At 59.1% G+C, this 24,173-nt stretch carries 21 protein-coding genes; 13 read left to right on the top strand and 8 right to left on the bottom strand.

The genetic code is table 11. From position 1 onward, the window contains the following. Window positions 1–3: 3 nt before the first annotated feature. The 3 genes from ACNKU7_RS14875 to ACNKU7_RS14865 are packed head-to-tail and all read right to left on the bottom strand — an operon-like array spanning window position 4 to window position 4,943. On the bottom strand, window positions 4–2,082 hold the full coding sequence (locus ACNKU7_RS14875) for an ATP-binding protein (protein ID WP_418297786.1): 2,079 nt from the start codon (window positions 2,080–2,082) through the stop codon (window positions 4–6). 47 nt (window positions 2,083–2,129) lie between these two features. Continuing rightward, window positions 2,130–3,290 carry an acyl-CoA dehydrogenase family protein gene (locus ACNKU7_RS14870; RefSeq protein ID WP_418297785.1) on the bottom strand — a complete coding sequence of 387 codons (1,161 nt, stop codon included), beginning with the start codon at window positions 3,288–3,290 and terminating at the stop codon, window positions 2,130–2,132. A gap of 33 nt (window positions 3,291–3,323) precedes the next feature. Next, window positions 3,324–4,943 (bottom strand): acyl-CoA carboxylase subunit beta, encoded by a 1,620-nt coding sequence (locus tag ACNKU7_RS14865; protein ID WP_418297784.1) that lies wholly within the window; start codon window positions 4,941–4,943, stop codon window positions 3,324–3,326. A 385-nt stretch (window positions 4,944–5,328) separates the two neighbouring features. Between ACNKU7_RS14865 and ACNKU7_RS14860 the strand changes: the two genes are divergently transcribed. Together ACNKU7_RS14860 and ACNKU7_RS14855 are read left to right on the top strand one after the other, a co-directional pair. Next, window positions 5,329–5,943 carry a TetR/AcrR family transcriptional regulator gene (locus ACNKU7_RS14860; RefSeq protein WP_418297783.1) on the top strand — a complete coding sequence of 205 codons (615 nt, stop codon included), beginning with the start codon at window positions 5,329–5,331 and terminating at the stop codon, window positions 5,941–5,943. A 188-nt stretch (window positions 5,944–6,131) separates the two neighbouring features. Next, window positions 6,132–8,732 carry a hypothetical protein gene (locus ACNKU7_RS14855; protein ID WP_418297782.1) on the top strand — a complete coding sequence of 867 codons (2,601 nt, stop codon included), beginning with the start codon at window positions 6,132–6,134 and terminating at the stop codon, window positions 8,730–8,732. Window positions 8,733–8,764: 32 nt separating this feature from the next. Here ACNKU7_RS14855 and yciH read toward each other — a convergent pair whose 3' ends face one another. Beyond that, entirely contained in the window at window positions 8,765–9,088 is a 324-nt protein-coding gene (gene yciH, locus ACNKU7_RS14850) for a stress response translation initiation inhibitor YciH (protein ID WP_418297781.1), read from the bottom strand. 229 nt (window positions 9,089–9,317) lie between these two features. Between yciH and ACNKU7_RS14845 the strand changes: the two genes are divergently transcribed. From ACNKU7_RS14845 to ACNKU7_RS14810, 8 genes are all read left to right on the top strand, one after another. Then, on the top strand, window positions 9,318–10,151 hold the full coding sequence (locus ACNKU7_RS14845) for an ion transporter (RefSeq protein WP_418297780.1): 834 nt from the start codon (window positions 9,318–9,320) through the stop codon (window positions 10,149–10,151). 88 nt (window positions 10,152–10,239) lie between these two features. Continuing rightward, window positions 10,240–11,385, top strand: a complete 1,146-nt coding sequence (locus tag ACNKU7_RS14840) for a serine hydrolase domain-containing protein (protein WP_418297779.1) — start codon at window positions 10,240–10,242, stop codon at window positions 11,383–11,385. A 16-nt stretch (window positions 11,386–11,401) separates the two neighbouring features. Then, on the top strand, window positions 11,402–11,629 hold the full coding sequence (locus ACNKU7_RS14835) for a SlyX family protein (RefSeq protein ID WP_418297778.1): 228 nt from the start codon (window positions 11,402–11,404) through the stop codon (window positions 11,627–11,629). 799 nt (window positions 11,630–12,428) lie between these two features. Then, window positions 12,429–13,079: a YiaD family glycine zipper/OmpA-like lipoprotein gene (locus ACNKU7_RS14830; protein ID WP_418297777.1), complete on the top strand. Its 651-nt coding sequence runs from the start codon at window positions 12,429–12,431 to the stop codon at window positions 13,077–13,079. Window positions 13,080–13,197: 118 nt separating this feature from the next. Continuing rightward, window positions 13,198–13,713, top strand: coding sequence for a hypothetical protein (locus ACNKU7_RS14825; protein WP_418297776.1), 516 nt, complete (start codon window positions 13,198–13,200; stop codon window positions 13,711–13,713). A gap of 334 nt (window positions 13,714–14,047) precedes the next feature. After that, on the top strand, window positions 14,048–14,461 hold the full coding sequence (locus ACNKU7_RS14820) for a hypothetical protein (RefSeq protein ID WP_418297775.1): 414 nt from the start codon (window positions 14,048–14,050) through the stop codon (window positions 14,459–14,461). A gap of 98 nt (window positions 14,462–14,559) precedes the next feature. Further along, the gene (locus tag ACNKU7_RS14815) at window positions 14,560–14,928 is read left to right on the top strand and encodes a SpoIIAA family protein (protein ID WP_418297774.1); all 369 of its coding nucleotides are present in this window, start codon (window positions 14,560–14,562) and stop codon (window positions 14,926–14,928) included. A 29-nt stretch (window positions 14,929–14,957) separates the two neighbouring features. Next, a complete protein-coding gene (locus tag ACNKU7_RS14810) occupies window positions 14,958–15,755 on the top strand; it encodes a class I SAM-dependent methyltransferase (RefSeq protein ID WP_418297773.1) in 798 nt (265 codons plus the stop codon). 17 nt (window positions 15,756–15,772) lie between these two features. Here ACNKU7_RS14810 and ACNKU7_RS14805 read toward each other — a convergent pair whose 3' ends face one another. From ACNKU7_RS14805 to ACNKU7_RS14790, 4 genes are all read right to left on the bottom strand, one after another. Next, the gene (locus tag ACNKU7_RS14805) at window positions 15,773–17,158 is read right to left on the bottom strand and encodes an L-serine ammonia-lyase (RefSeq protein ID WP_418297772.1); all 1,386 of its coding nucleotides are present in this window, start codon (window positions 17,156–17,158) and stop codon (window positions 15,773–15,775) included. A gap of 278 nt (window positions 17,159–17,436) precedes the next feature. Then, window positions 17,437–18,414 (bottom strand): tRNA 5-methoxyuridine(34)/uridine 5-oxyacetic acid(34) synthase CmoB, encoded by a 978-nt coding sequence (gene cmoB / locus ACNKU7_RS14800; protein WP_418297771.1) that lies wholly within the window; start codon window positions 18,412–18,414, stop codon window positions 17,437–17,439. Window positions 18,415–18,428: 14 nt separating this feature from the next. After that, entirely contained in the window at window positions 18,429–19,169 is a 741-nt protein-coding gene (cmoA, locus tag ACNKU7_RS14795; protein WP_418297770.1) for a carboxy-S-adenosyl-L-methionine synthase CmoA, read from the bottom strand. 9 nt (window positions 19,170–19,178) lie between these two features. Next, the gene (locus ACNKU7_RS14790; RefSeq protein WP_418297769.1) at window positions 19,179–22,100 is read right to left on the bottom strand and encodes an insulinase family protein; all 2,922 of its coding nucleotides are present in this window, start codon (window positions 22,098–22,100) and stop codon (window positions 19,179–19,181) included. A 288-nt stretch (window positions 22,101–22,388) separates the two neighbouring features. Here ACNKU7_RS14790 and ACNKU7_RS14785 point away from each other — a divergent pair, with 288 nt between their 5' ends. Genes ACNKU7_RS14785 through ACNKU7_RS14775 form a run of 3 tightly spaced genes read left to right on the top strand, consistent with a single transcriptional unit; the run spans window position 22,389 to window position 24,163 of the window. Continuing rightward, complete coding sequence (locus ACNKU7_RS14785; RefSeq protein ID WP_418297844.1) at window positions 22,389–23,093, top strand: DUF599 domain-containing protein; 705 nt, start codon at window positions 22,389–22,391, stop codon at window positions 23,091–23,093. Beyond that, window positions 23,094–23,393, top strand: coding sequence for a nucleotide pyrophosphohydrolase (locus ACNKU7_RS14780; RefSeq protein WP_418297768.1), 300 nt, complete (start codon window positions 23,094–23,096; stop codon window positions 23,391–23,393). Further along, complete coding sequence (locus tag ACNKU7_RS14775; protein ID WP_418297767.1) at window positions 23,390–24,163, top strand: methyltransferase; 774 nt, start codon at window positions 23,390–23,392, stop codon at window positions 24,161–24,163. Before ACNKU7_RS14780 ends, ACNKU7_RS14775 begins: the two co-directional genes overlap by 4 nt. The last annotated feature ends 10 nt before the right edge of the window (window positions 24,164–24,173 follow it).

The raw sequence follows: 24,173 nt of genomic DNA, 5'->3' as shown, positions 1-24,173 counted from the left end.
GCGTCAGGGGGTGGCCCGGCTAGCCTCGACCTCGCGGGTATCGTATTCAACCTCGTTGGGCTCGATCTGTATCAGTAGCTGTCCATTGCGTACCTGGTCGCCGGTGGCAATGCCGATGGCCGTGACCAAGCCCGCGCAGTCCGCCTTGATCGTGTGCTCCATTTTCATCGCCTCCATGGTGATGAGGGCATCCCCGCGCGCAACCGAATTACCGTGCTTGATGAAAATACCGGTAATGCATCCGTCCATGGGCGCCTCGATACGGCCGTTCCCTGACGCTTGATGCCTGGCCGCAGGGGCATAAGTCACGTCTTCGAATACCCATTGATCGCGGTCGAAAACCAGCAGCAGCCGGTTTTGTTGCAAGTGCCACAGGATTCGCTGCCGGACTCCGTCGACAGTGACATCCATGTGCTGGAGGCAAGCCTGGCCCGACGGATTTTCAGGAAATTCGATGGAGACTGCGGCCGCGGAAAGAGGGTGCGCGGAATAGTGACGGGGCGTGCTGGCGTGCAGCATTACAGAGAACTCTGCATCGCCGTCACGAAAGCGGTAGTGCCGCCCCGTAGTGGTTACCCCCGAGTGCCAGTTTACCCGCGCGGTCTGCTGATCCCGCAGTGATAGGCTGCGGGCCACGGACACATGGTGCAGCAGGGCACAACCCAGTGCACGTGCCCGCAGGGTGGTGTCGGGGTTGCGTGGCGGTGGCGAAAACTGGCGGGCAAGGAAACCGGTGTGTGCGTTGCCGGCAGTGAAGGTCGCATCCTGCAGTATTTCCCTGAGAAAAAACTGGTTGTTGCGGGGCCCTGCCAACTGCAGGTTTTCCAGAGCTTGGCAGAGTCGCCGGCGCGCCTGTTCCCGATTCTTGCCCCAGGCCATCAGTTTGCCGAGCATCGGGTCATAAAACGGGGAAATTTCCAGACCGCTGGCGAGGGCGTGATCAAGGCGAATAGGCGTGTTGACCTGGGAATGGGGCGACCGCCCGTTCGTGGGCCCCATGGCGCCAGAAGGTTGCCAGTGAAAAATGGTACCGCTCTGGGGCAGAAAATCCCGTGCGGGATCTTCCGCATACAGGCGAACCTCTATCGCGTGCCCGCGTAAACGCACATCGTCCTGGGCGATGGGCAGTGGCTCACCGCGGGCCACGGCCAGTTGCCAGGCGACCAGATCAGTGCCGCTGATCATTTCGGTGATCCCGTGTTCAACCTGCAGCCGCGTGTTCATCTCCAGGAAATAGAAATTGCCCTCCGCATCCAACAGAAATTCCACGGTACCCGCTCCGACATAGTGGCAGGCACGGGCGAGTTTGGTGGCGGCTTGTCCCAAGTTCGCGCGCAGGGCTGCAGATACTGCCGGTGACGGTGCCTCTTCGATGATTTTCTGGTGCCGGCGCTGAATGGAGCAATCCCGTTCACCCAGGTGGATGCAGTTTCCATGCTGGTCTGCAAATACCTGGATTTCGATATGCCGCGAGTCTGCAATGGCTTTTTCCAGGATCAGCTCATCGGAACCAAAGGCCGATTGCGCCTCGGCGCGGGCGGAGGCGTAGTGGGCCTCAAATTCCCGGTCGTCGCTGATGATACGCATACCGCGCCCGCCACCCCCCGCAGCGGCTTTGAGCATGATCGGGTAACCGAGTGCGCGGGCGTGGTGGCGAAGTTCAGAGAGTTCCTGGCTGCCCTGGTAGCCGGGAATGCAGGGTATCCCGGCGGCGTGGGCAAACGCTTTGGCGCGACGCTTGTTACCCATTAGTTCGATGACGTCCGCACTGGGGCCAATCAGTGTCAAACCGCCTTCGGCGCAAGCGCGGGCAAAAGCCGCATTTTCGGAAACAAAACCGTAACCGGGATGGATACAGTCTGCACCACCGGCGTGTGCGGCCTGGATCAGTTTATCGATATCCAGGTAAGACTCTTGCGGGGTATTGCCGCCTATCGCAATGGCGGTATCAGCTGCGGTGACATGGAGGGCGTGGCGGTCCGCATCACTGAATACGGCGACGGTTCGATAACCTTCCAGCCTGGCTGTATGGATAATACGCAGGGCTATTTCCCCACGGTTGGCGATAAGCAGCGTTGGCATGGCGGCTCCTCTGGCGGGAAGGGCGGCTCCCCGGGTGGAAATGGCGGTTACGATTTTTTCCGTGAAGGCAGTATGCCCATCAGTTTGCAGATGATGCCGAGCATGACTTCATCCGCACCGCCACCGATAGCGGTCAGGCGCAGGTCGCGGTAGGCACGATTGATGGTTGTTTCTTCCATATAACCCATGCCTCCCCAGTACTGCAGGCACTGATCCGGGATGCTGCGACTGAGGCGGCCGGACTTGAGTTTTGCCATCGATGCCAGGGTGGTTACATCTTCACCGCGGCAATACGCCGCGACCGCGCGATAGGTCAATGCCCGCAGGCACTCCACCTCTGTCTGCATTTCTGCCAGCGCAAAATGTACGCTCTGGTTGCTCAGTATTGGCGCGCCGAAAGCCTGGCGCTGCTGTACATAATCGATGGTGGAGCGCACGCAGTTTTCCAGCCCCATCAGCGAAAGGGCGGCACCGGCGAGCCGCTCCTCCTGAAACTGCAGCATCTGCAGCAGAAACCCCGCGCCTTCATCGCCTATTCGATAGCGTTTGGGCACCCGTACCTGGTCGAAAAACACCGGTGCAGTTTCCGACGAGCGCATACCCATTTTTTGTAGTTTGTTTCCGACTCGAACGCCGGGCAATTTCGCCGGGATGATGAGCAGCGATTTGTTGCTGTGGGACTTGTCGCCCCCGGTATTGACCAGCGTGCAAAAAAAATCAGCCTGGGTGGCATTGGTAATCCACATTTTGCTGCCGTTTACCACATAGTCATCGCCGTCACTGGTCGCGGTGGTCGCTATGGCTGAGACATCGGAACCGGCACCCGGCTCTGAAACCGCGATGGCGGCAATGGCGTCGCCGCGTATCGCGGCGGTGAGAAATTCCTGCTGCAGTTCCTCGTGCGCGAAGTGCGCCAGTGCGGGGGTTGCCATCGCAGTCTGTACCGAGATGGAGAGCGGAATTCCACCGCAGCGTGCGGCACCCAGAGTTTCGAGGAAAACCGCCTCGTAACTGAAGTCGAGACCCATGCCACCGAGGCTTTCCGGTTTACTGATACCGAGCAATCCGAGCTCGCCGAGGCGACTGAAGATTGCTTTTATCGGGAAACTGCCCGCGGCCTCCCATTCGTCGATATGCGGATTGAGTTCCTGCTCTACAAAATTGCGAACTGTGCGCTGCAATTCCAGGTGTTGCTCGGTCATGATCATGGCGGTAGTCCCGAAGCGTTATTGTTATTGTGGTTAGAATCTAGCCACACCGAATGAGTTACGGCGTGTTGGCGTCAATTCGGCGTCCCGGCAGATATCCAGAAGGAGCCCCAGCAGCGGTCGGGTATCCCTCGGGTCGATGATGCCATCGTCCCACAGGCGCGCAGTACACGAGAGGGCGTCGGAGCCGGCTTCCACAAATCGAGCCGTATCCCGTTCGAGCTGATCCAGCGCGAATTCGTCGACTGCGCCCGTCCTTTGCATTTTCTGTTCGCTGACAATTCGCATCACCTTACCGGCCTGAGGTGCGCCCATTACCGCAGTGCGGGCGTTGGGCCACGCGAAGATAAAGCGCGGGTCGAAGCCGCGCCCACACATGGCGTAGTTACCGGCACCATAGGAACCGCCCACCACGATACTGAGCTTGGGCACCTGGGCGTTGGCGACGGCCTGAATCATTTTGGCACCATGCTTGATGATGCCCCGGTGTTCCACGTCAGTGCCGACCATAAATCCGGTGGTGTTGTGCAGAAACAGCAGCGGCGTTCCGCTCTGTTCGCACAGCTGAATAAATTGTGCGGCCTTGTTGGCTCCCTGTGGAGTGATGGGGCCATTATTGCCGATCACCCCGAGTAAATGCCCCTGTATCCGGATGTGGCCACAGTAGGTTTGTGTGTCGAAGGTTGGCTTGAATGTCAGTGCGGCGGAGTCGTCGGCGATGCGAGCAAGAATTTCCTCAACAGGGTACGGCTTGCGGCTATCGGCCGGCACGACACCGAGCAGTTCTTGCGCCGGAAATCTCGGCTCGCGCCAGCCTGCTTGTGGCGGGGGATGGGAAGCGTGCGGCGCGGGACGGGGCAGGGTGGCGACGATCTCGCGGGCGAGACGGATGCCATCGCGATCATTTTCCGCGATATAGTCGCCGGTTCCCGCCACGGCGCAATGCATCTCCGCGCCGCCGAGTTCCTCTTCAGTGGCTACCTCGCCCGTTGCCGCTTTTAACAGCGGCGGGCCTGCGAGGAACATGCCGGATTGCCCGCGTACCATGACGACATAATCGGACAGCCCGGGCTGGTAAGCGCCACCGGCTGTGGCGTTGCCATGAACCACCGTCACCTGGGGAATGCCGGCTGCAGAAAGCCTTGCCTGGTTGGCAAAGCCGCGGCCGCCAGGGGCGAAGGTTTCATTCGCGTACATCAGATTGGCGCCACCACTTTGCGCGAGGGTGACCATGGGGAGCCGGTTTTCAAGCGCGATCTGTTGCATGCGCAGCGCCTTGTCCATACCTGCCGGGGAAATAGTGCCGCCCTTTACCGCATAGTTGTCGACACGCACCAGGCAGCGCACGCCACTGACAGTGCCAATACCGCAGACTGCGCCACCTCCCGCACCGCTACCATCGCGATCGTCGTACAGCTTGAAACCGGCGAGGGCACAAAGCTCTATAAACGGAGCGCCCGGATCCAGCAGGTGATTGAGGCGCTCTCGCGGCAGCAGCCACTGGCGCTGGTGGTAGCGCTCGGCATTTGCGTTTTCCGTATCGACGATGCGTTGCTCGGCCTGCCGGTAGGCCGACAATGCCTGGTGCATGGCTTCACAGTTAAGTGCGTATGTATCGCTTTGAGGATCGATTTCGGAGGGAATGGGTTGCACGGAATGTCGCCTCTGCATTTGCAACTGCACGCCCGGGTAAATGTGTGCGCTGGTTGCCTGAAAACAGTGAAACTCGCCGAAATACCGCGCGGCTTACCTCGACGGGGGCGCTTGTGCTGTTTCTGCTTTACCCCGACAATGGCTCTACGCTACCAAGCAAGCGCTTGGTTATCAATAGGCCTGGCGCCTTGTGACTCCGGCAGATTGGTTATACGGATGATTGCGCGCAGACAACAGAACAGCAGGTCAACAGAGCAGTAAAACAAGAGGCGTGAATACTTTGAGCGAAACTGAAAGACAGAGTGACCAGCCGAAGGCCCGCAAGCAGCAGGGGAGCCAACGCAGGATCCGCGGCACGCTTTCGGGAACAAGCGCAGGGGGAAAATTGATCCAGGCCATGGTGGCCGCGGGCGAAATCAGTGACCCCGAGGGCCCCAGGGGGCGCTTGCTCAATGCCGCCGCGCGCCTGTTTCAGCAGCAGGGCTTTGCCCGGACCACCGTACGGGATATTGCCGGCGAAGTGGGCATTCTGTCCGGGAGTATTTTTCACCATGTGAAAAGCAAGGAAGATCTGCTGTGTGAAGCCATGCTTGAAGTAACCCGGGTCGCTCGCACTCGAATGGCTGCGGCCGTCGCCGAACAGCAGGGTGCAAGGGATCGTCTGCGGGCCTGTATCCAGTGTGAACTCGAGGCGATACACGGGTTCGCGGTTCCCGGTTTTCCGATTTTGGTCAGCGAATGGCGCAGCCTGTCCGCCGCAAACCAGAAACGGGTGCTGGCGGAGCGGGAACAATACGAGGCTATCTGGCTTGAGGTATTGGCGGAGCGGCCAGAAAATACTGGCGTTTCTGATCCCCATTTGGCCCGGAAGCTACTGCTGGGGGCACTCTCCCATACCCACAATTGGTTCAAGCCCCGTGGCCGCGGTCTGTCTCTGGATCGTCTCGCCGCAGAAGCCTTGCTGACTGTGTGGCCACAATCCTCGCCGACGACAAAATGAGATGGCGTTCGTTCTTCCATTGTGAACCCTGTTGGCAATCCTGCACGATAGTGCTTTTTCCCAGATTCCCTGAGAACCAGTGCGCAATCACGCGCAGCTGAATCTTTTACTCTCTGGCCAAAACAGACAGCGCAGTTTCGCTGTGTTGAGTTATTGGGGTTATAGGGGGCGGCTCTCGGGAGCAACACATGTCGGGCCAGCAAAAATTTCAAATCGTCTCTTCGGGCAAGGTACTGCGGGCCAAAAATCCGGGTGAAGTGCTGGCGGAGATGGCCAGTGCGTTTTCAATTTCGGCAAAGCAGGCGCGCCAGCTCTTCCTCAAGGGGTGGGTGATCAAGGATCAATTGTCGCCGGGGCAGGTGGTGCAGTATCGCACCCAGCTCCAGCAAATCGGCCTGAAAATTGAAGTACATCCGGCGGGCAAGTTTGACAATCGGGCACTGCTGGCTCGCATCCAGTTTGCGCGCAAACGGCAGGCGAGAAAGGCCGCCGGTGCAAGCGCCCCGGATACCGTCTCCCCGCCGGCCAGGCCACTCAAGCCTGCGGAAGGGGCGGGCAATTCGGCCGCTGAGGTTGCCCCTAATGGCTTGACCCCCGGCGCCGTCCGCGATCGAGATACTGCACCTGTCCAGCAGGTGTCTGCCGAGCCAAAAACCGCGGGCGAGCGCTCGGCGCGTGCGCAACTGGCGGCACTGTTCAGCGAACAGGACGAGGTGCTGAGTGGCATCCGGAAGGTAGTTGCCGGCGGGCGATGGCGTTTCATCCCCGGGATAGCCGGTGCGGCGCTGGTGCCTCTGCTGTTTGCGGCACTGGCGCTCATTGTCGTTTATCAGGCGGGGGTGGCGGTCTGGAATATACCGGCTGCGATACTCGATGGCTCTTTCGGTGCCGGCACACTTGTGGGTAGCGGCCTGACCTTGTTGCTGCTGCTGTTTTTTTCAGCCCTGTTTTTACTGCCTTACCATCGTGGAACCACTGCCTCAGAGCGCGCCGGGATCTCCCTTGCAAAAGCGGATGCGCCAGGTGTGCACATGCTGCTGGAGGTGTTGGGCGCCAAAACCGGATTGCCGGTACCCGCTAGCGTGCGGGTAACCCCCGGCGCAGAAATTGAGGGATCCGCTGGGGGATTGCTGCCGCTACTGCGTGGGGAAATTACCCTGTCACTCGGCCTGTCCGCGGTGACCACAGTAAATGGCGGCGACAATGTGGCATTGATCAGCCGAGCCCTGAGCTATTACCAGGGGCGCCTGGGGTGCCTCGCGACCTGGCTGCTGGTGATTCCGATGCGACGTCTGCAGGGGATGCAGGATGCACTGGAAAATGAGCGTACCGTGTTGTCTGTTGGCGGCAGTGGGGGCGGGATCGCCCGATTACCGCACAAACTTCTTGCGGCGTCTGGTTTGGCTCTGATCCCACTGGTGGATCGCCTGCAGTCGCTGCATCGCGGCGCCAGCCGGCCGCTCGGGCGAGCTCTCACAGCCCGCGCCGATGCGACGGCTGCCTGTATTCTCGGCAGTAAGGGCTTCTCTGAATTTGTGGCGCGCTGGCACCAGCTCAATCATGCCGACCTGGTGACCGGGGAGATTAACCGGGAGGCCCAGTTAGTCGGCAAGCGCCTTGCGGATTACCCGGCGGCGGTTCGCTGGCTCTTTGGCAACATCGATGAAGAGACCCGCAATAACCTGGAGCTCGCCATGGACGATGATTCCGACCTGTGGAATCTGAGTGAGCCGCTCGGTACCACGCGGTTGTTTGCGGTTGAGGATCGCGAGTTTTCGCCGGTGCTGGTACGCACGGATTTCACCCTTGCAAAACTGTTTGCCGATATCCGTGATTTGAGCGCTCGCGTCAGTTCTATCGGTATCGAAGACCGCTGTAGAGCCGTCGACAATCAATCGCTGATGGCAGCCAGCAAGGAAACCGAGCACGCCCAGAGGGTGCTGGCCGAATACTTCAACCGCATCGTGCCCTGCGATCTGCTGCCGCTCCAGCTGCCGGCGAATGAGGAACTGCAGGAGCTGGATTTACAGCAATCGGTGGATTGGTTGCGCAGCCGGCTGATTGAGTTGCAGGAGCTGGAAGACCGCTACAGCAAGCTCCAGCTTCGCGGTGCGCAGATACAGTTGGGGGCAGGTCTGATTCGCAGCAATGTGAAGGTGAATGCGCAGGAATACCAGCTGTGTGGCGCCACCCCCGCTGCCGCGGATGAATCGGTGAATGATAACCGGGTGCGAATCGATGAATGCCTGCAGCAGCGAAGCCAGATCCTGTCGATGTTTTATCAGCGGATCGAGAAGACAATTGATGGCATGGACGCGGCCGCGCGCAAGTCATGTCTCGCGGCACTGGATCGACTGAGAGGGTATGAACCCATGCGGGAATCGCTCATTGCCCTGGAGCGCTACGGGGATCTGGCGAGTCTTTTGGTTGACCGGATACCCAGTACGGAGATCCCGGAATCCCTGATGCAAAAATATGTAACCGTTGCCTTGCAGCAGTGTGAAAAGCTCGTGGCGGTGGTGGAGCAGCAGGCCCATATATTGGGTGATGATCTCGCTGCTCGGCTGGCCGGTCTCGAGGATGCACGGGCGCTGCTGGCCGGTAATGAGAGTGGCAAGTCCAACCGGGACGCACTGACACGTATGCAGGCGCTGGAACTGCACTGCAAGAATGTGCTCGCACAGGTTGGCGATAGTTACCAGCAGGCCCTTGCAGCCCTGCTACAGGAATGTCTGGCGGAAGAAGGGCGGAGAAACGTTCGGCCGCTCAGGCTGGTGGGGGCGCTGTAACCCGCACTCCATTCGGGCATGGCGGCCTGGGGTCAGCCGCCAGCCAGCTTCACCTTCAGGTTTTTCGCTTCCAGTGCGGCCTTGATTTCGTCGCGCTTATCGCCCTGGATCTCAATGACCCCGTCTTTCAGGGTGCCCCCGCAACCGCAGCGTTTCTTGAGCTCGGCGAGAATCAGTTTCAGTTCGCCATCGGTGCCTTCGAGACCCCGAACACAGGTTACACCCTTGCCCTTGCGTCCCTTGGTTTCACGCTGAATCCGCACAATGCCATCGCCCTTGTGGCGGGTTTCCGTTTTGGGCTCATCCTTGATACGTCCGCGGTCGGTGGAATAAACAAGGCGGTTTTTGTCGCTCATACTGAGTCCTGAACATCGATTGTGTTTACGGCGGGGCGCAAGGATAGCGGAATCTGTGCCGGCTGTTAACGAATCGCCCAGCCCAGTATGGGCTGTAACCCGGGTGTGCTGGAAAAGGCGGCGGTCAGCTAGAATGTCACCATTTGCCCCTCGGCGGTATATGATGCCGCTTTTACGCGGCCGGCGACCAACCGCGGGCTGAGGCGCAACCAAATCAGGGAACGGCTGCATGGCATTGACGGGCACCAGAAAGCGACTGAACGAGATCATCTTCGGCACCGATACCCCGGCGGGGCGAAACTTCGACGTTTTTTTGATCTGGACGATTTTGCTGAGCGTCGTTCTGGTAATGCTGGCGTCGATTGAGAACCTGTCGGTTCGCTATGGCGAGGCATTCTTCGCGCTGGAATGGTTCTTTACGTTTCTGTTCACTGTCGAGTATCTGACGCGGATCTACTGTGCGCGGGAACGAAGATCTTACATTTTCAGCTTTTATGGCATCGTTGACCTGCTGGCCATTCTTCCCAGCTACCTCGCGCTGATCTTTACCGGTGCCAGCTATCTGATGGTCATCCGCCTGTTGCGTGTGTTGCGTATTTTCCGGGTGCTGAAGCTGGTGCGCTATCTGAGTGACGCAAACCTGCTGATGCGGTCTTTGTGGCAGGCGCGGCGCAAGATACTGGTGTTTTACTCCAGTGTACTGGTGGTCTGCATCATTTTCGGATCCATCATGTTCCTGGTGGAAGGGCCAAAGCACGGGTTTACCAGTATCCCAAAGAGCATCTATTGGACCATCGTCACGATTACCACCGTCGGTTTTGGGGATATAACGCCTCATACGCCGCTCGGCCAGACGATTGCCTCGATGACGATGTTGATCGGCTATTCCATCATCGCGGTGCCTACCGGCATCGTAACCGCAGAGCTCGCCCATGAACTCGGGCGAGAGAAGACTCTTGCGCGCTGCCACAACTGCGGCCGCGCCGGGCACGATGCCGATTCCGAATACTGCAAGTACTGTGGCTACAAGCTCGAAGACTTTGAGCCGACCCCGCCCGAGTGAGCCTGGTGAAGGGTTTGCGCTGGTGCAGTGAAGTCATTACCCTTGCCGCCCATTGCTAACCCAGTCCAGCTACAGGTAGTCATATTCCATGGACATTAACGGATACTGCGCGCCCGGGTTCGAGGCGCTATTTGACGTGTTCGCCACCAACTTTCGCGATCACGGGGATGTCGGTGCCGCTTTCTGCGCAGTCCAGCATGGAGAGGTGGTCGCTTCCCTGTGGGCTGGCGCGGAAGATCGCGCGGGAGAGCGGGCGTTCGCTGAAGAGACACTGGTCAACGTATTCTCGTCTTCGAAAGGCGTGCTGGCGCTTCTGGCCCTGCAACAGGTGGCGGCGGGTAGCCTGGATTTGGATAAACCGGTCGCGTACTACTGGCCCGAATTTGGCGCGGCGGGGAAGCAGGAAATCACCGGGCGCCAGCTGCTGTGCCACCGCGCAGGCACGATTGCATTTCGCGAGCGCGTGCCCGACAGCTTGATCTACGACTGGCCTGCTGCATTGGACAAGGTTGCGGCGACCGAACCCTGGTGGCAGCCCGGCACCGAGCAGGGCTACGCGCCATTTTTGTACGGTTGGACACTGGGCGGCTTGATCGAGAAAGCGAGCGGTGTCCCCTTGATGACTCTCTATCGCCGTATGTTGGCTGAGCCGCTGCAGCTGGACGGCGGTTTTGGCGCGGTCGGGCATCGATCCCGTGCCATAGCGGACGTGGGGCCGCTGAAAAAGCCATTGCCGGAATTGCGCGATAACGCCATCGGCCGCTCGATCAAAGAGGATCGCAAAGGGCCGGTAGCCACGGCATTTACCAATCCGGTGACCCTGATGATGGGCACGAATGGTGAGGAGTGGCGCGGTGCCCTGATCCCGGCGGCTAACGGGCACTTCAGTGCGCGGGATCTCGCGACTGTTTATGGGGATCTCGCCGCCGAGGCTCCTGCATTGTTGCCCCGGGAAGTGCTGCGTGAAGCTACGACCGAGCAAAGCAGGGCACAGGACAGGATACTTCAGGCGGAAGTGGCATTTGGTTGCGGCTTTATCCTTTCGGGCGCGGCAAGAGATTTGCATTTTGGCAGCGCGGCTGGGTTTGGCCACCCCGGTGCCGGTGGCAGTATCGGCTTTGGCGATCCGGATAGTGGTATTGGCTTCGGCTATGTCACTTCCCGTATGGGGCAGAGCCTGTTTATGGATCAGCGGGCCATTGGGTTGGTGGAATGTCTCTACCGCCTTATTTGAACAAGAGGTAGGAATTGTGTCTGAGATTGATCACGTACTGGTTGCGCGGGTGGATGAGCTGGAGAGCCGCGTGGCATTTCAGGAGGATACCCTGGCGCAATTGAATGACCAGATTGCCGCCCAGGACGCGCAGATCCGCCTGCTGGTCTCCCGCCTGCGGGAAATGACGACCAGGTATCAGGATTTGTCTTACGAAATGCAGAAAGGGCTGAAGCCGGCGGACGAGAAACCGCCGCATTATTGAATCTCCAGGCGCCCCGATTAACTGGGGGCGCCGCGCCAAAATAGTGCCTGGTGCGCCGCCAGAGCCCGTATCCGTCGCAAGCGGAGTTGGGGATAAGTCGGCGCAAGTTTCCTTCCGCACATGTTTCCTGACCACCAACACCAATCACGTTGCCCCCATTTACCCTGAGAGGTGGATTTATCTGTCCGATGTCCGGGTAAATTTTTTTTTCTGCACTTCAAGTCAAGCCTTGACAAGTTTTTTTCCACATTTAAGCGGCGTATTTTTTTTCGCTCGATGCGGGAAATAAAATTGGTACGCGGCGAGAAAGAAATCCTATAACCCTTTGATTTTAAAAGAAAAAAATGATGCGATCAAAATTTAATCAATTTGCTGGGGGGCAATGAAATCGGGCTTCGGCGCAGACTTTTCTCACTTCATGCACAAAGTTATCCACAGAACTTGTGGACGAACCCATTACACACGGGCACAGCCCCTTTTAGTGCACTTTTTACCTTGGTGTCTTCTGGGACAGGCAGTGTGTTGTTATGTGGTGCAAAACCCCCATACCGGAATTGATAGCCTGTTTTTACACGCCCGCTCACTTAGTTTTTACTGCAGTGCCAAATTTGCGGATTAGGCGGTAGACCTGATCCCGCTTTCCGCATAGTCTTCCCGACCATGGCGGATGTGGTTCAGCTACCAGTCAGGAACCGGTAGCAATACTGCATACATCGACCCCGTTTGGTGCTTCCAATGGATCAAATGGGGCGGGCCGAATTCTCACCCAACATTAGTAAAAGCGTTAGGAGAAGCTTCAATGAAAAAATGGGTAGCCATTCTTGCACTGGGTTCACTGGTGGGTTGTACCACACTGGATCCATACACCCAGGAAAGCAAAACCAGCAATGCCGCCAAGGGTGCAGGTGCTGGTGCTGTTGCTGGCGCCATTATCGGTGCGGCAACCGCGAGTAAGAGCGATCGCAAGAAAGGTGCTATTACTGGTGCTCTCGGTGGCGCAGCCATCGGTGGTGGCATCGGTTACTACATGGATCGCCAGGAGATGGCTCTGCGCCAGCGCCTGGAAGGAACCGGGGTTCGCGTTCAGCGTGAGGGTGACAATATTCGCCTGATCATGCCGGGCAACATCACCTTTGCGACCAGCCGTTACGAAATCCGTACCGACTTCTATGACACACTGGATTCCGTGGTACTGGTACTCAAGGAATTCGATAAAACCGCGATTCGCGTGAGCGGCCACACCGACAGCACTGGTTCTGACGTTACCAACCAGACACTGTCCGAGCGCCGCGCACAATCTGTTGCTGACTTCTTTGCTACCCGCGGCGTTGCTGCCGGTCGCGTTCAGGCGGTTGGTTACGGTGAGCGTTATCCGATCGCTTCCAATGACAATGACGCCGGTCGCCAGGCAAATCGCCGGGTAGAACTGGAACTGCTGCCGCTGCAGTAGCAATATAGAAGGGCGCCTCGGCGCCCTTTTTTATTGGTGAAAACGTCAGGGGAAGACGATGCTTAGTTTGCGACCAGCAGGAAGTCCGGGAGTATCGATCACCGCTCGATCAGTGTTGGTGACATTGCTGATTGGAGTCATGTTGCGAGCGCCACTAGCCTATACGTCCGAAATCCCTGAGTCGGCGGCGGTGCCGGTTTCCGGGGCCGCACGCATTGTCGGGGCGTCAGAAAATTCGCCGCGTGCCGGGTACCGCATCGACGACGGTGCGCTTGCGCGGCAATTTGAGCAGGCAGATGTGGTTGCGCAGGTGCTGGTCACCACCATCCATCGCGTTATTGACAACGCGTTATCCGAGCCGGGAATGACGGCGATTCTCGGCTATGTGTACTCCGCCAAAACTCAGGCGATCTACAAGGGTGAGGCCGGAAAGCTGCTGGCGTTTCGGGTAACGCTCGATGCCTGTCAGGACAAGCTGGAAAAGGGCAGTCGGTATCTGATTTTTGCCACAACCGATACCGAAGGTCGCTTGCTGGTCGACAGCTGCGACAGCATTTTATCTGGCACTGAGGCCGCTTCGCTGCTCGTATATTTCCATGGGGAAGGCGTGTCGGCTGAACGCGAAAAGCTTTAGCGCCAGTGCAGCTTTCCGGCCCGTTGCAAGCCTCCATCGCTTCGATAGAACTAAAAAAAATATAATAAGGTTCTGATACAACCAAAAACACTGAATATCCGGAATATAGTTCCTTGAAGTGTGGCAATTGGAGATTATTCTTATCAGTAATGGCGCAGACTTCTTCCGCATAATCCCTTGTCGAGAAGAACGCTGTGGCTCCTGCCGGGAGGTCGGAGCGATGCGGCTTCAAGCCGGCGGCGCCCGGCTTGCCACAGGCATCTCGTACGTGAACAGCGTACGCGGGTGATCTGCTCCAAACGTACACTCTCAACCACCAGGGGTCCTAGGGCATATGAAAAAATTACTGTTGCCACTGATTATTTTGCTGCTCATCATCGGTTACTTCATGTCGCAGAAGGCAGATCGCACGGTCGACGACGATTACGACAAGCTCGAGCAACCGAAGAGCGAGAGCATGGACAGCACCACGCCAGACACGACCACACCACCGGATACGGGGTCTGACTCCTCTATGCCGGATGACGATACCGCGCCAGTTATTACCGATGAGCCACCGACTACTACCGAACGCATAATCGACGAATCCAAGGAAGCTGCAGAGGCTGCAGGTGATGCGGTCGAAGATGCGGCGAAAAAAGCCGGTGATGCCATAGAGGATGCCGGTGAGGCCACCAAAGATGCCGCGGAGGATGCCCTCGACAAGCTCAAGGGTGATGAGCCCGCCACCGAAGACGAACCTCAGTAAATTCCCATGACGTAAAAAGGCCGCGACTCGTTCGCGGCCTTTTTGTTTACAGTTTCTTTTCTAAGCTTATTGAAGGGGGGTAAAGCGTTCCGTAAGCCATGATTGAACACTGTTGGCATCACAATCACGACATCCTGGAGATTCGCCCGGTTGCTGATCTGAAACCGGCTGAGTTCCGCGCGCTGGCTGCGCAGGTCGATCCGGTAATCAGTCAGCAGGGCGGCTTGTCGGGACTGCTGATCGACGCCCGGCACAATGCAGGGTTACGGAGCTTTGTCTCACTGGTGTCTCACTGCGTGTTTGCCCGCAATGAGCATCGGCACCTGCACAAGATTGCCATCCTTTCCGATAACACCCTGCTTACCCTGATGCCACAGCTGCTAAACCACTTTGTGGCCGCAGAAGTGCGCCCATTTCGCGGCAATGAAATGACCCAGGCACTGGATTGGCTTACCCATCCCGGTTAAATTCAGCGCTTTTTAGCGGATGACCCCAAATGGAACTCGCCGTCATTGCAGCGGAAGATGGTTTTTGTGCGGGCGCTGAGGCGCTGGCATCGGAACTTCAATTGCCATTCCTGGGCAACCAGCCTGCAAAGTTTGTTGAAGATTTTTCATTTGTGCTGGAGTTTGGGCCAGCGCTGCAATTGCGCGAGACCGGACGTAAAGCACCGGGCCCGGTGCTGGTGGATTTTGTTACCGGTGCAGCGGCCCACCGGCGCAAGTATGGCGGGGGCAAGGGGCAGCAGATCGCCAAGGCCGTTGGTGTGCGCGGTGGCTTTTACCCGCAGGTTCTGGATGCAACGGCAGGCCTCGGCCGGGATGCGTTTGTGCTGGCATCGGTTGGCTGTGAGGTGCGCCTGCTGGAGCGTAATCCGGTGGTGTACGCATTGCTGGCCGACGGCGTGAAACGGCTGCAGGAAGCGGCAGCAACGGATCCGGAGTTGGCCTTGATTGCCAGCCGGATGATTCTGGAAGACCGGGTGGACAGTGCGCAGGCCTGGTTGGCGGCGCAGCCACAGGAATCCCTGCCGGTGGTGTTTCTGGATCCCATGTTCCCAAGCCGGGAAAAGAGCGCCAAAGTGAAAAAAGAAATGGCGGCCTTTCACCAGTTGGTGGGAAGCGATGAGGATGCAAATGGACTTTTGGCGCCTGCGCGCGCTGCCTGTTATTACCGCACGGTAGTCAAACGGCCGCGTCTGGCGCCATTTTTGGCAGAGGAAAAACCGAACCTGTCGCTGGAGGGCAAGTCCGGTCGCTTCGATATCTATACCCGGCACGGGGTGCCGGGATGACCTTCAGAAGACGTATATCAGCAGTTGACGGCGTTTACCGCCAGGCCGCCCAGTGACGTCTCTTTGTATTTGCTCTGCATGTCGATGCCGGTCTGGCGCATGGTTTCGATCACGCTGTCCAGGGGCACAATATGCGCACCGGTGCCGCGCAGTGCCAGCCGGGCCGCATTGATGGCCTTTACCGCGCCCATGGTGTTGCGCTCAATGCACGGTACCTGCACCAGGCCCCCGATCGGATCGCAGGTCAACCCCAGGTTGTGCTCCATGCCGATCTCCGCGGCGTTTTCGATCTGCTGGTTTGAACCGCCCTGAACCGCGGCGAGTCCCGCCGACGCCATGGAGCAGGCAACACCAATTTCACCCTGGCAGCCCACTTCCGCGGCGGAAATGGAGGCATTCTTCTTGAACAGCATGCCTACCGCGCCCGCCGTAAGCATGAATTTCACCACCTGGTCTTTCAGGTCGCCGTGAACTTCCGGGTCGTGCACGAACCGCACGTAATACGCGATGGTGGCCGGAATTACGCCGGCAGCGCCATTGGTGGGGGCAGTAACAATGCGACCGCGGGCGGCATTCTCTTCGTTGACGGCCAGCGCAAACAGGCTGACCCAGTCGAGGATGGCGAGGCCCTGGCGGCGCTCTTCATCGGTCTGCTTGCTCAGTTCCCGGTAGTGCTCTTCCGCGCGCCGGCGCACGCCAAGCCCGCCGGGCAGTACGCCTTTCTGGTGGCAGCCGCGCTCGATGGAGGCCTCCATGACCTCCCAGATTTTCCAGAGGCCGTCTTTGACTTCCTGCTCGCTGCGCAGGGCTTTCTCATTGGTCATTGCCAGCTCGGCAATGGTCCAGCCCTCACGTTCACAGATATCCATCATTTCCTGGGCGGAGCCGAAGTCATAGGGCAATATGGTGGCGATTTCTTCCTTGTGCTTGAAGTCCTCTTCGGAAAGCACAAAGCCGCCACCTATTGAGAAGTAACTGCGCTCAAACAGCAGGGTATCGCCGGCAAAGGCACGGCAGGTCATGCCATTCGAGTGTTGCGGCAGGAATTCTTCCATATGGAACAGCAGATCCTGCTCGCGCTCGAAGTGGATGTTGTGGTCACCCGCCAGGCACAGGGATTGCTCGCGTTCGATGGTTGCCAGGCGCTGGTCAATGCTGTCTACCGCGATCGTGTCGGGGGCCTGGCCTTCCAGTCCCATCAGAACAGCCATATCGGTACCGTGGCCCACCCCGGTCAATGCCAGGGAGCCGTAGAGGTGCACTTCCACGCGGCTGGTCTGCGCAAGCTCCCCGCGTGCTCCCAGGTCGGTGACAAATTGATTGGCCGCGACCATCGGGCCTACGGTGTGAGAGCTGGATGGTCCGATACCAATCTTGAACAGCTCGAAAATGCTGATACTCATAGAATCGCTGTGTTTTCCCGCCAATGGCAGCTTGTGTGGGCGGCACGAGAAGTGCGCCCGCTGCACTAAGTGTAGTTTTCTGTAGTGGTTGCGGGCGTCAGAGGCATTGTTGTGGGGCATGACGCGCGCGGGCGACAACTTCGCTGATGCGGGAAGACCATGCAAGCCGCGGGAGATAATTCGAGATATTATTTGGTAGTAGCCGAGCCTGGTGTAACAAACGACTACACGTTGCCCGGCGTACAGAGAGAATATTGCGAATATTATGCGAGTTTGAGTCAGCTCGCTGTGGCCACCAGCGTGGCGCGCAGCGGGGCGGGGTGGCCCTCTACAGTTTTGCTGTGATCGTTGGGATCCAGAAAATCCACCAGGGACTCAAACGTCATCCAGTCAGTGCGGCGCTGTTCCTGCAGTGAGGTTTTATCCACGTCCACCGTGCGCACATCCGCAAAGCCCGATTTTCGCAGCCAGCTTTCCAGTGTCGCGGTCGTTGGGAAAAACCATACATTGCGCATTTTCGCATAGCGGTCTTCCGGCACCAGGCATTCGCCGGGACCGCCCTCGATGACCAGGGTTTCCAGAACAAGTTGTCCGCCTGGACGCAGGGTGTCGCGCAGCTCCCGCAAGTGATCGAGCGGGGAACGGCGGTGGTAGAGCACGCCCATCGAAAGGGTTGTATCGAATGCCTGGAGTCTCGGGGGGAGCGCCTCAATTCCAACCGGCAAAACATCAACGGGCAGATCCATGCCGAGGTATTTTTTCATCGCGTAAAACTGCGCGACAAATTTTGCTGATGGATCAATACCGATTACGCGCCGGGCGCCCGCACCAAACTGTCGCCAGCAGTGATAGCCGCTGCCGCAGCCGACATCCAGTACCAGCCTGTTCTGCAGTGATTCCAAGTGCGGGGCAACCCGATCCCACTTCCAGTCCGAGCGCCACTCGGTGTCGATAAAAATATCGAACACCGTCCATGGGCCCTTGCGCCAGGGGTGCAGCTTGCGCAGTTGGGTTTCCAGCTGCGCGAGCTGTTCGGGCGTTGCGTCATCAGCGCTGCCGGCGCGAACCTCGTCGCGGTAGTTCACCGATGATGGCGTGATATCCGGCAGGCCATCGAGGGCAGCCTGCCAGTCCGGCAAGTCGCCCCAGCGCTGGGGGGCGAGTCCTTCGGCAATCTGTTGGGGCAGGGAGGTCAGCCAGGGGCGCAGTGCAGGGATATGCTGCAGGCCGGCATAGAGCTGGGTGTAGTCGATCATTGGCGAAATACTGCTCAGCTGTCGCGCTGTTTGATGGCGATAATGGAGGCAAAGTTAAAGCACTGGAACCATACATCCACACTGTTGAAGCCTACGGACTTGAGCCGTTCGCGGTGGTCAAACAGGGTTTCCGGGATCAGGACATTCTCCAGTGCGCTGCGCTTCTGTGCGATTTCCAGCGCGCTGTAGCCATTGGCGGCCTTGAACGCGTGGTGCAGGTCGATCATCAGTTCCTGATGGTCGGTGTCGGAAAAGGCGACTTTTTCCGACAGGATCAGAACGCCGCCGGGGCGCAGGCCGTCGTAAATTTTCTGCAGGATCTGCTGGCGTTCCTCGGTGGCAATGAACTGAAGGGTGAAATTCAGCACCACCACGGAGGCGTCTTCGACCGGGACGTTTTGCAGGTTGTCACACACCAGCTGCACCGGCAGTTGCCCGCTGTCTGCAGCGAGCACGGTGCGGGCGCGGTCGATCATCGCCTGGGAGTTGTCCACGGCGATGATCTCGCAATCCGCCGCCGGGATGCGGTGCCGCATGGCAAGGGTTGCTGCGCCCAGTGAACAGCCGAGGTCGTAACAGCGGCTGCCCGCCTGGGCAAAACGCTCGGCCAGGGTGCCGATCATAGCCACGATGGTGGTGTAACCGGGTACCGAGCGCTGGATCATGTCTGGAAACACGTCGACCACAGACTGGTCGAACGTGAATCCAGCGACTTCACCCAATGGATTTGCGTAAATATCGTCTTTCTTGCTCACAGGAATTTCTCAGAGCTTCTCTTCGTGCAGGTCGAGGGCCAGGCCAGCTTCCCGGCCCTGGCTGCCAGTGACCACGGCGGTGCTCGCCTTGTCGGCCTGCAGGTAGGTTTTGCCAACCCGTTGCAGGTCTTCCAGGGTCACTTCCGTAACTTTGCGCCGGAATGCCTGGCGCACTTCGTGGGTGCGGCCATACAGCGCCGAGTGGAACGCTTTCTTGGCTTCACCCGCGGGGGAGCCCGGTTTATCCATTCCGCCGACGACGCCGAGGATGGCTTCCTCGACCTGGGATTCCTCGTGCTTGTTACTCAGCAGCCAGTCGATGGAGTCGTCGAAGTCCTTCAGGGTTTCCGCCATGCGCGGATCGCGGTAGGAGTAGAAGCGGAACGCGCCGATGTTCACATCGTGGCTCGCACCGCCGCCGTAGGCACCACCCTGTTCGCGAATGGTCCGGTGCAGGTAGCCATTGCGCAGGAAGCCGCCCAGCACCGCCAGCGCCGGTGCGTCTGCGTGACTCATGGGCACGGTGGGGTAGGCCTTGGCGCAGAAATTTACCTGGCTGTTGGCGACCCACATTTCCATCACTTTGTGCGCATTGAATGGCGCTTCGGCGCCAGCCGCCGCCACAGTGCCGGTATTCACCAGTGGCTGCAGCGCCGAGGTAAAGCCGTCCAGCTTGTCGTCCTCGCCCACCAGCAGGAACTGGCGTTCTGCGTTGGCAATCTTCTGGTGGATCGCGGCAAATTTTCCGGCGAGTGCCTCGAGGCCTTCATTGCTGTCGAGGGAGCGCACCAGTGCCTTCAGCTGCCGCAGTCCCTGCAAGCCGCCGGATTCATGGCCATCGGCGGCGGCGCGGTTGAAGCCGGCACTGGCGGCGGCCATGGCCAGCGCGTGGCCACTTCCAACAACCGACTGCTCGCGGCGCGCCAGGGTCTGCAACAGCAGCTCCTTGATGCGGGGGAGTTCGTCAAAGCGAACCTGCTCCATGGTGGCCTGCATCAGCTCGGTGAGCGCGGCCTGATTGGCGGACAGGGCCTTGCCGGACAGGATGAAATGGCCGGACTGGCTGTCCAGATTGCTGAGCTCGGTGCGGTGGCTGGTGAAGCCGTGAATGGAGCCGGCGACGGCTGCCTGCCACTGCTGCACTTGCAGGTAGTCTTTGTCGCCCAGGCCCAGTTCGCACAGGGACTGGCAGTAGTAGGGGACTAGCAGGCGCTCTTCATCGGTAAACTCCGGGAGGGTGGCAACCAGCTGCTGGTATACCAGGCCGTTGGTGCCGGCGCTGTAGCGGGAAACCTTCTGTGTGTGGTCGCCACCGATACTGACTTCCTCACCTTCCACTTTTGGCAGTTCCGGTGGGATATCCTCGACGCCGACTTTCGGCAAAATCGACTCGTCGTCTTTGCGCTGCTGGCGCTCGGCGAGCGCTTTCGCGGTCTGCACGATCTGCTGCTTCTCGCCGTCAGTAAGCGACGCCTTAATCTGGGCGAGGCGCGCTTTCTCGGCCTGTTCACTGCGGGCAGACAGTTCGGTATCCGGGGTCATCACCAGACGCACCCGGTGCTGGTTGTCCAGCAGCAGCGTGCGTGCGGCATTGGCGATGAACTTCGGATCCTTGATCTGTTCACGCAGCTTTTCCAGGGCGCTGTCGATATTCAGCAGGCCGATGGCATCGCCGCGATGGGTGGCACCGGTCAGGGCGGTGAGGATCAGCTGCAGGCCATAGGGGTAGCCATCGCCACCGATTTCCCGCTGCTGGAGTTCCAGTTGGTGCAGTGCGGCAGACACCTGTTCATAGGGCACGCCATTTTCCGCCACGTCCTCAAGCACCTTCAGAACCGCTTGCTCCAGTTCGTCGGCGCGCTCGCGCTCGCTGCCTTCAATGCCACACACGAAGACCAGTTCCCGCTGCGAGTCGTCCAGTCCGCACAGTGGCGACGGAGACTGGCCGAGATCGGTGGTTTCCAGCAGGCGCATCAGTGGCGATGCACTGTTGTCGAGCAGCACACCGGACAGGAGGTGCGCAGTCAGGGCCTGCTCCAGGTCGGTGACGTCGCCCAGCAGCCAGCCGAGTACGATGTGGGTCTTTTCGTCCTGCGGTTCTTCCGCCGGCAGCGGGTACTTTTCTTCCACCCGCACCGGAGACAGGTAGGTCTTTTCCCGCCCGACAGCGATGGTCTTGTGCAGCTGGTCAAACTTGTGCAGCGCCTTTTCCTCGAATACCGCCTGGTGTTCGGCGGCATCGATATCGCCGAAGGTCATGAAGATGGCATTACTGGGGTGGTAATGGCTGCGGTAAAAATTCACCAGTTGCTCATAGGTGAGATCCGGGATGTCCGCGGGTTCGCCACCGGAGTTGTAGTGATAGGTGGTGGTGGGGAACAGGTACTTGCTCAGTGTTTGCCACAGGCGCGAGGTGACGGAGCTCATGGCGCCCTTCATTTCATTGAAGACCACGCCCTTGAATACCAGCTCGCTGTCGGGGTTGTCGGGCTCGGCAAATTCGAGGCGATGGCCTTCCTGGGCAAAATCCAGCGGATCCAGGCGGGCGAAAAATACCGCGTCGAGGTAGACGTCCAGCAGGTTGTCGAAATCCTTGCGGTTCTGGCTGGCGAACGGGTACGCGGTCCAGTCCGAGCTGGTGAAGGCGTTCATGAACGTGTTCAGGGAGCGCCGGATCATCATAAAGAAAGGGTCGCGTACCGGGTACTTGTCGCTGCCGCAAAGCGCGGTATGCTCAAGTATGTGCGCGACACCGGTGGAGTCCTCGGGCACGGTACGCAGGGCAACCAGAAAGACATTTTCGGGGTTGTCGGCGGCAATGTGCAGGTGTTGTGCGCCGGTACGGCGGTGGCGGTATTCTTCTACCCGGACGCCGAGTGACTCGATTTCAGCACTGGTGATGGGTTCGAACGCGGGATGTACGTTGCTCAAAAGACAGCTCCAATCAATTGGTTGCGGTCGCCGCGGCGCTGTGGACGCCAGTTGCATTTCGCGGTGCACGGCAGCCGGGCAAATTCGGCGGCCATTTTAGCGCTCCGCGGCAACGAAAAGACAGGGTTGACAGGAGAGTGTTGACACTTGCGCCACCGGTGCGACACTTGTCGCGCCCGCGCCGGGTAAATCTTGTGCCACCGCCTTATTCAAAGTTGTCGCGGCCACAGAATCGCCAAAGAATTTCCGCTTTAAATGTAGACGAACGGGGGAACCGCGTTGACCTGGATGGATATTGCTAGTTTTGTTGGCTTTTGCCTCACCTGGGCGGGCTACACGGTATTTGCCCGCCGCAAGGCAAAAACCGCCTGGTGCCTTGCCTCATCCATGCAGTGGTACCGGGTTGAGTGGATGCTGCGTATGCTGGAGCGCGATATGCGCATGCCGGACGCTGCCATCCTCGGCAACCTCGAGCGGGTCATCGGCTTCTTTGCCTCTACCAGCATCCTGATTCTCGCGGGTCTGGTCACTGCGCTTTCGTCCAACACGGCGGCGGTTGAGGTGCTGAGCAGCCTGCCGTTTGCCCAGACCACCACCGTTGCCCAGTTTGAGATGAAAGTGATGGTCCTGATCCTGATCTTCATCTTTGCCTTTTTTAACTTCACCTGGTCCCTTCGCCAGTACTCGTTTGCGAATGTGCTCCTTGGGGCTGCGCCGGCGGTCGATGAAGAGGAGGTCAGCCGGGAGGATCGCCGCCGCTATGCGATCAGTGCTGCCAAAGTGATCGACCAGGCCGGGCACAGCTACAACTATGGACTGCGCTCGTTTTACTTTGCGATGGCGGTAATGGGGTGGTTCCTCCATCCGGCGCTGTTCACCCTGGGTTACCTGCTGGTGATCTGGGTACTCTATATGCGCGAATTCCGTTCCCGTACGCTGCAGGTGATTCTTGCGGCGGAGGGGCGCTCACTGGATCAGCAGCGGGACAAATAATTGGATATCCGGGAAATCCAGCGCGCCTTCGATACGCGGGCTGAACAGAAAGGCTGGCAGGCGTTGCACACGCCGAAGAACCTGGCGATGGCTCTTGGGGTTGAGGTGGCAGAGTTGCACCGGCATTTGCAGTGGCGCAGCGATGAGGAAATTTGCGCGCTGATGGACTCCGAACAGGGAGATGAGGTCGCGGCCGAGCTGGCGGATGTGCAGATGTACCTGATCAAGCTGGCGGCGACCCTGGGTGTGGATCTGGAGCAGGCTGTGCACGCCAAGATAGCGGAAAACAGCCGCCGATGAGTGATCGAAACTTTGACGATCTGGCGCACCGGTTCCGGAAGCGGATCTATGGTGGCCTGAAAGGGGATATTCGCCTCGCGGTTCTGAACCGGGATCTGGCTCCGCTGCTGCAAACCGATCAGGCGCTGGCGGTGGTTGATGCCGGCGGCGGCCAGGGGCAGTTTGCGCTCGATCTTGCCGCGGCCGGGCATCGGGTATGGCTGGCTGACATTTCTGCCTCCATGCTCGAACTGGCACGAGAACAGGTGGTGGCTCGTCAGCTGGAGTCGCAGGTGACGCTGTTGCAGCGTTCCCTGCAATCACTGGCCGGTGACGAGTCGATTCCCCCGGCAGACCTGCTGCTCTGCCATGCCGTACTGGAGTGGCTGGAACAGCCCGCAGCGGCGATCCAGCACCTCGCCGAGAGTTTACGCCCTGGTGGCTACCTGTCACTGACGTTTTACAATCGGCGCGCCCTGGAGTTCCGGCTGTTGCAGCGTGGCAGCCTGCGCCAGCTGGATCGCAACAGGACATCCGGGTACTGGGGTGGACACCCGGGAAGCCTGACACCCAGCAACCCTTTACTGCCCGAAGACGTGATGGACTGGGTGGCCCAGGCGGGGCTTTCCATCATTGCCCACAGCGGTATCCGCTGCTTTCACGATTTCATGACGCCGGAGATGCGCGACAAACTGCCAGCTGCGGCGATCGTCGAAAAAGAGCTGGAGTATTCCCGCATCGATCCCTATCGGCAGCTGGCGCGCTATGTGCACCTGCTGGTGCGGAAATGAGCGCGGCGCC

The sequence above is a fragment of the Microbulbifer weihaiensis genome (assembly GCF_048323715.1).
Taxonomy (GTDB): domain Bacteria; phylum Pseudomonadota; class Gammaproteobacteria; order Pseudomonadales; family Cellvibrionaceae; genus Microbulbifer.
Note: the sequence above shows the minus strand (reverse complement) of the source record. Positions and strands in the feature narration are given on the sequence as shown.

Coding starts and splice junctions, on each gene's coding strand:
- ACNKU7_RS14875 (WP_418297786.1), bottom strand. CDS start 2,082: ATGCCAACGCTGCTTATCGCCAACCGTGGGGAAATAGCCCTGCGTATT.
- ACNKU7_RS14870 (WP_418297785.1), bottom strand. CDS start 3,290: ATGATCATGACCGAGCAACACCTGGAATTGCAGCGCACAGTTCGCAAT.
- ACNKU7_RS14855 (WP_418297782.1), top strand. CDS start 6,132: ATGTCGGGCCAGCAAAAATTTCAAATCGTCTCTTCGGGCAAGGTACTG.
- yciH (WP_418297781.1), bottom strand. CDS start 9,088: ATGAGCGACAAAAACCGCCTTGTTTATTCCACCGACCGCGGACGTATC.
- ACNKU7_RS14845 (WP_418297780.1), top strand. CDS start 9,318: ATGGCATTGACGGGCACCAGAAAGCGACTGAACGAGATCATCTTCGGC.
- ACNKU7_RS14840 (WP_418297779.1), top strand. CDS start 10,240: ATGGACATTAACGGATACTGCGCGCCCGGGTTCGAGGCGCTATTTGAC.
- ACNKU7_RS14830 (WP_418297777.1), top strand. CDS start 12,429: ATGAAAAAATGGGTAGCCATTCTTGCACTGGGTTCACTGGTGGGTTGT.
- ACNKU7_RS14820 (WP_418297775.1), top strand. CDS start 14,048: ATGAAAAAATTACTGTTGCCACTGATTATTTTGCTGCTCATCATCGGT.
- ACNKU7_RS14815 (WP_418297774.1), top strand. CDS start 14,560: ATGATTGAACACTGTTGGCATCACAATCACGACATCCTGGAGATTCGC.
- ACNKU7_RS14810 (WP_418297773.1), top strand. CDS start 14,958: ATGGAACTCGCCGTCATTGCAGCGGAAGATGGTTTTTGTGCGGGCGCT.
- ACNKU7_RS14805 (WP_418297772.1), bottom strand. CDS start 17,158: ATGAGTATCAGCATTTTCGAGCTGTTCAAGATTGGTATCGGACCATCC.
- cmoB (WP_418297771.1), bottom strand. CDS start 18,414: ATGATCGACTACACCCAGCTCTATGCCGGCCTGCAGCATATCCCTGCA.
- ACNKU7_RS14785 (WP_418297844.1), top strand. CDS start 22,389: ATGGATATTGCTAGTTTTGTTGGCTTTTGCCTCACCTGGGCGGGCTAC.
- ACNKU7_RS14775 (WP_418297767.1), top strand. CDS start 23,390: ATGAGTGATCGAAACTTTGACGATCTGGCGCACCGGTTCCGGAAGCGG.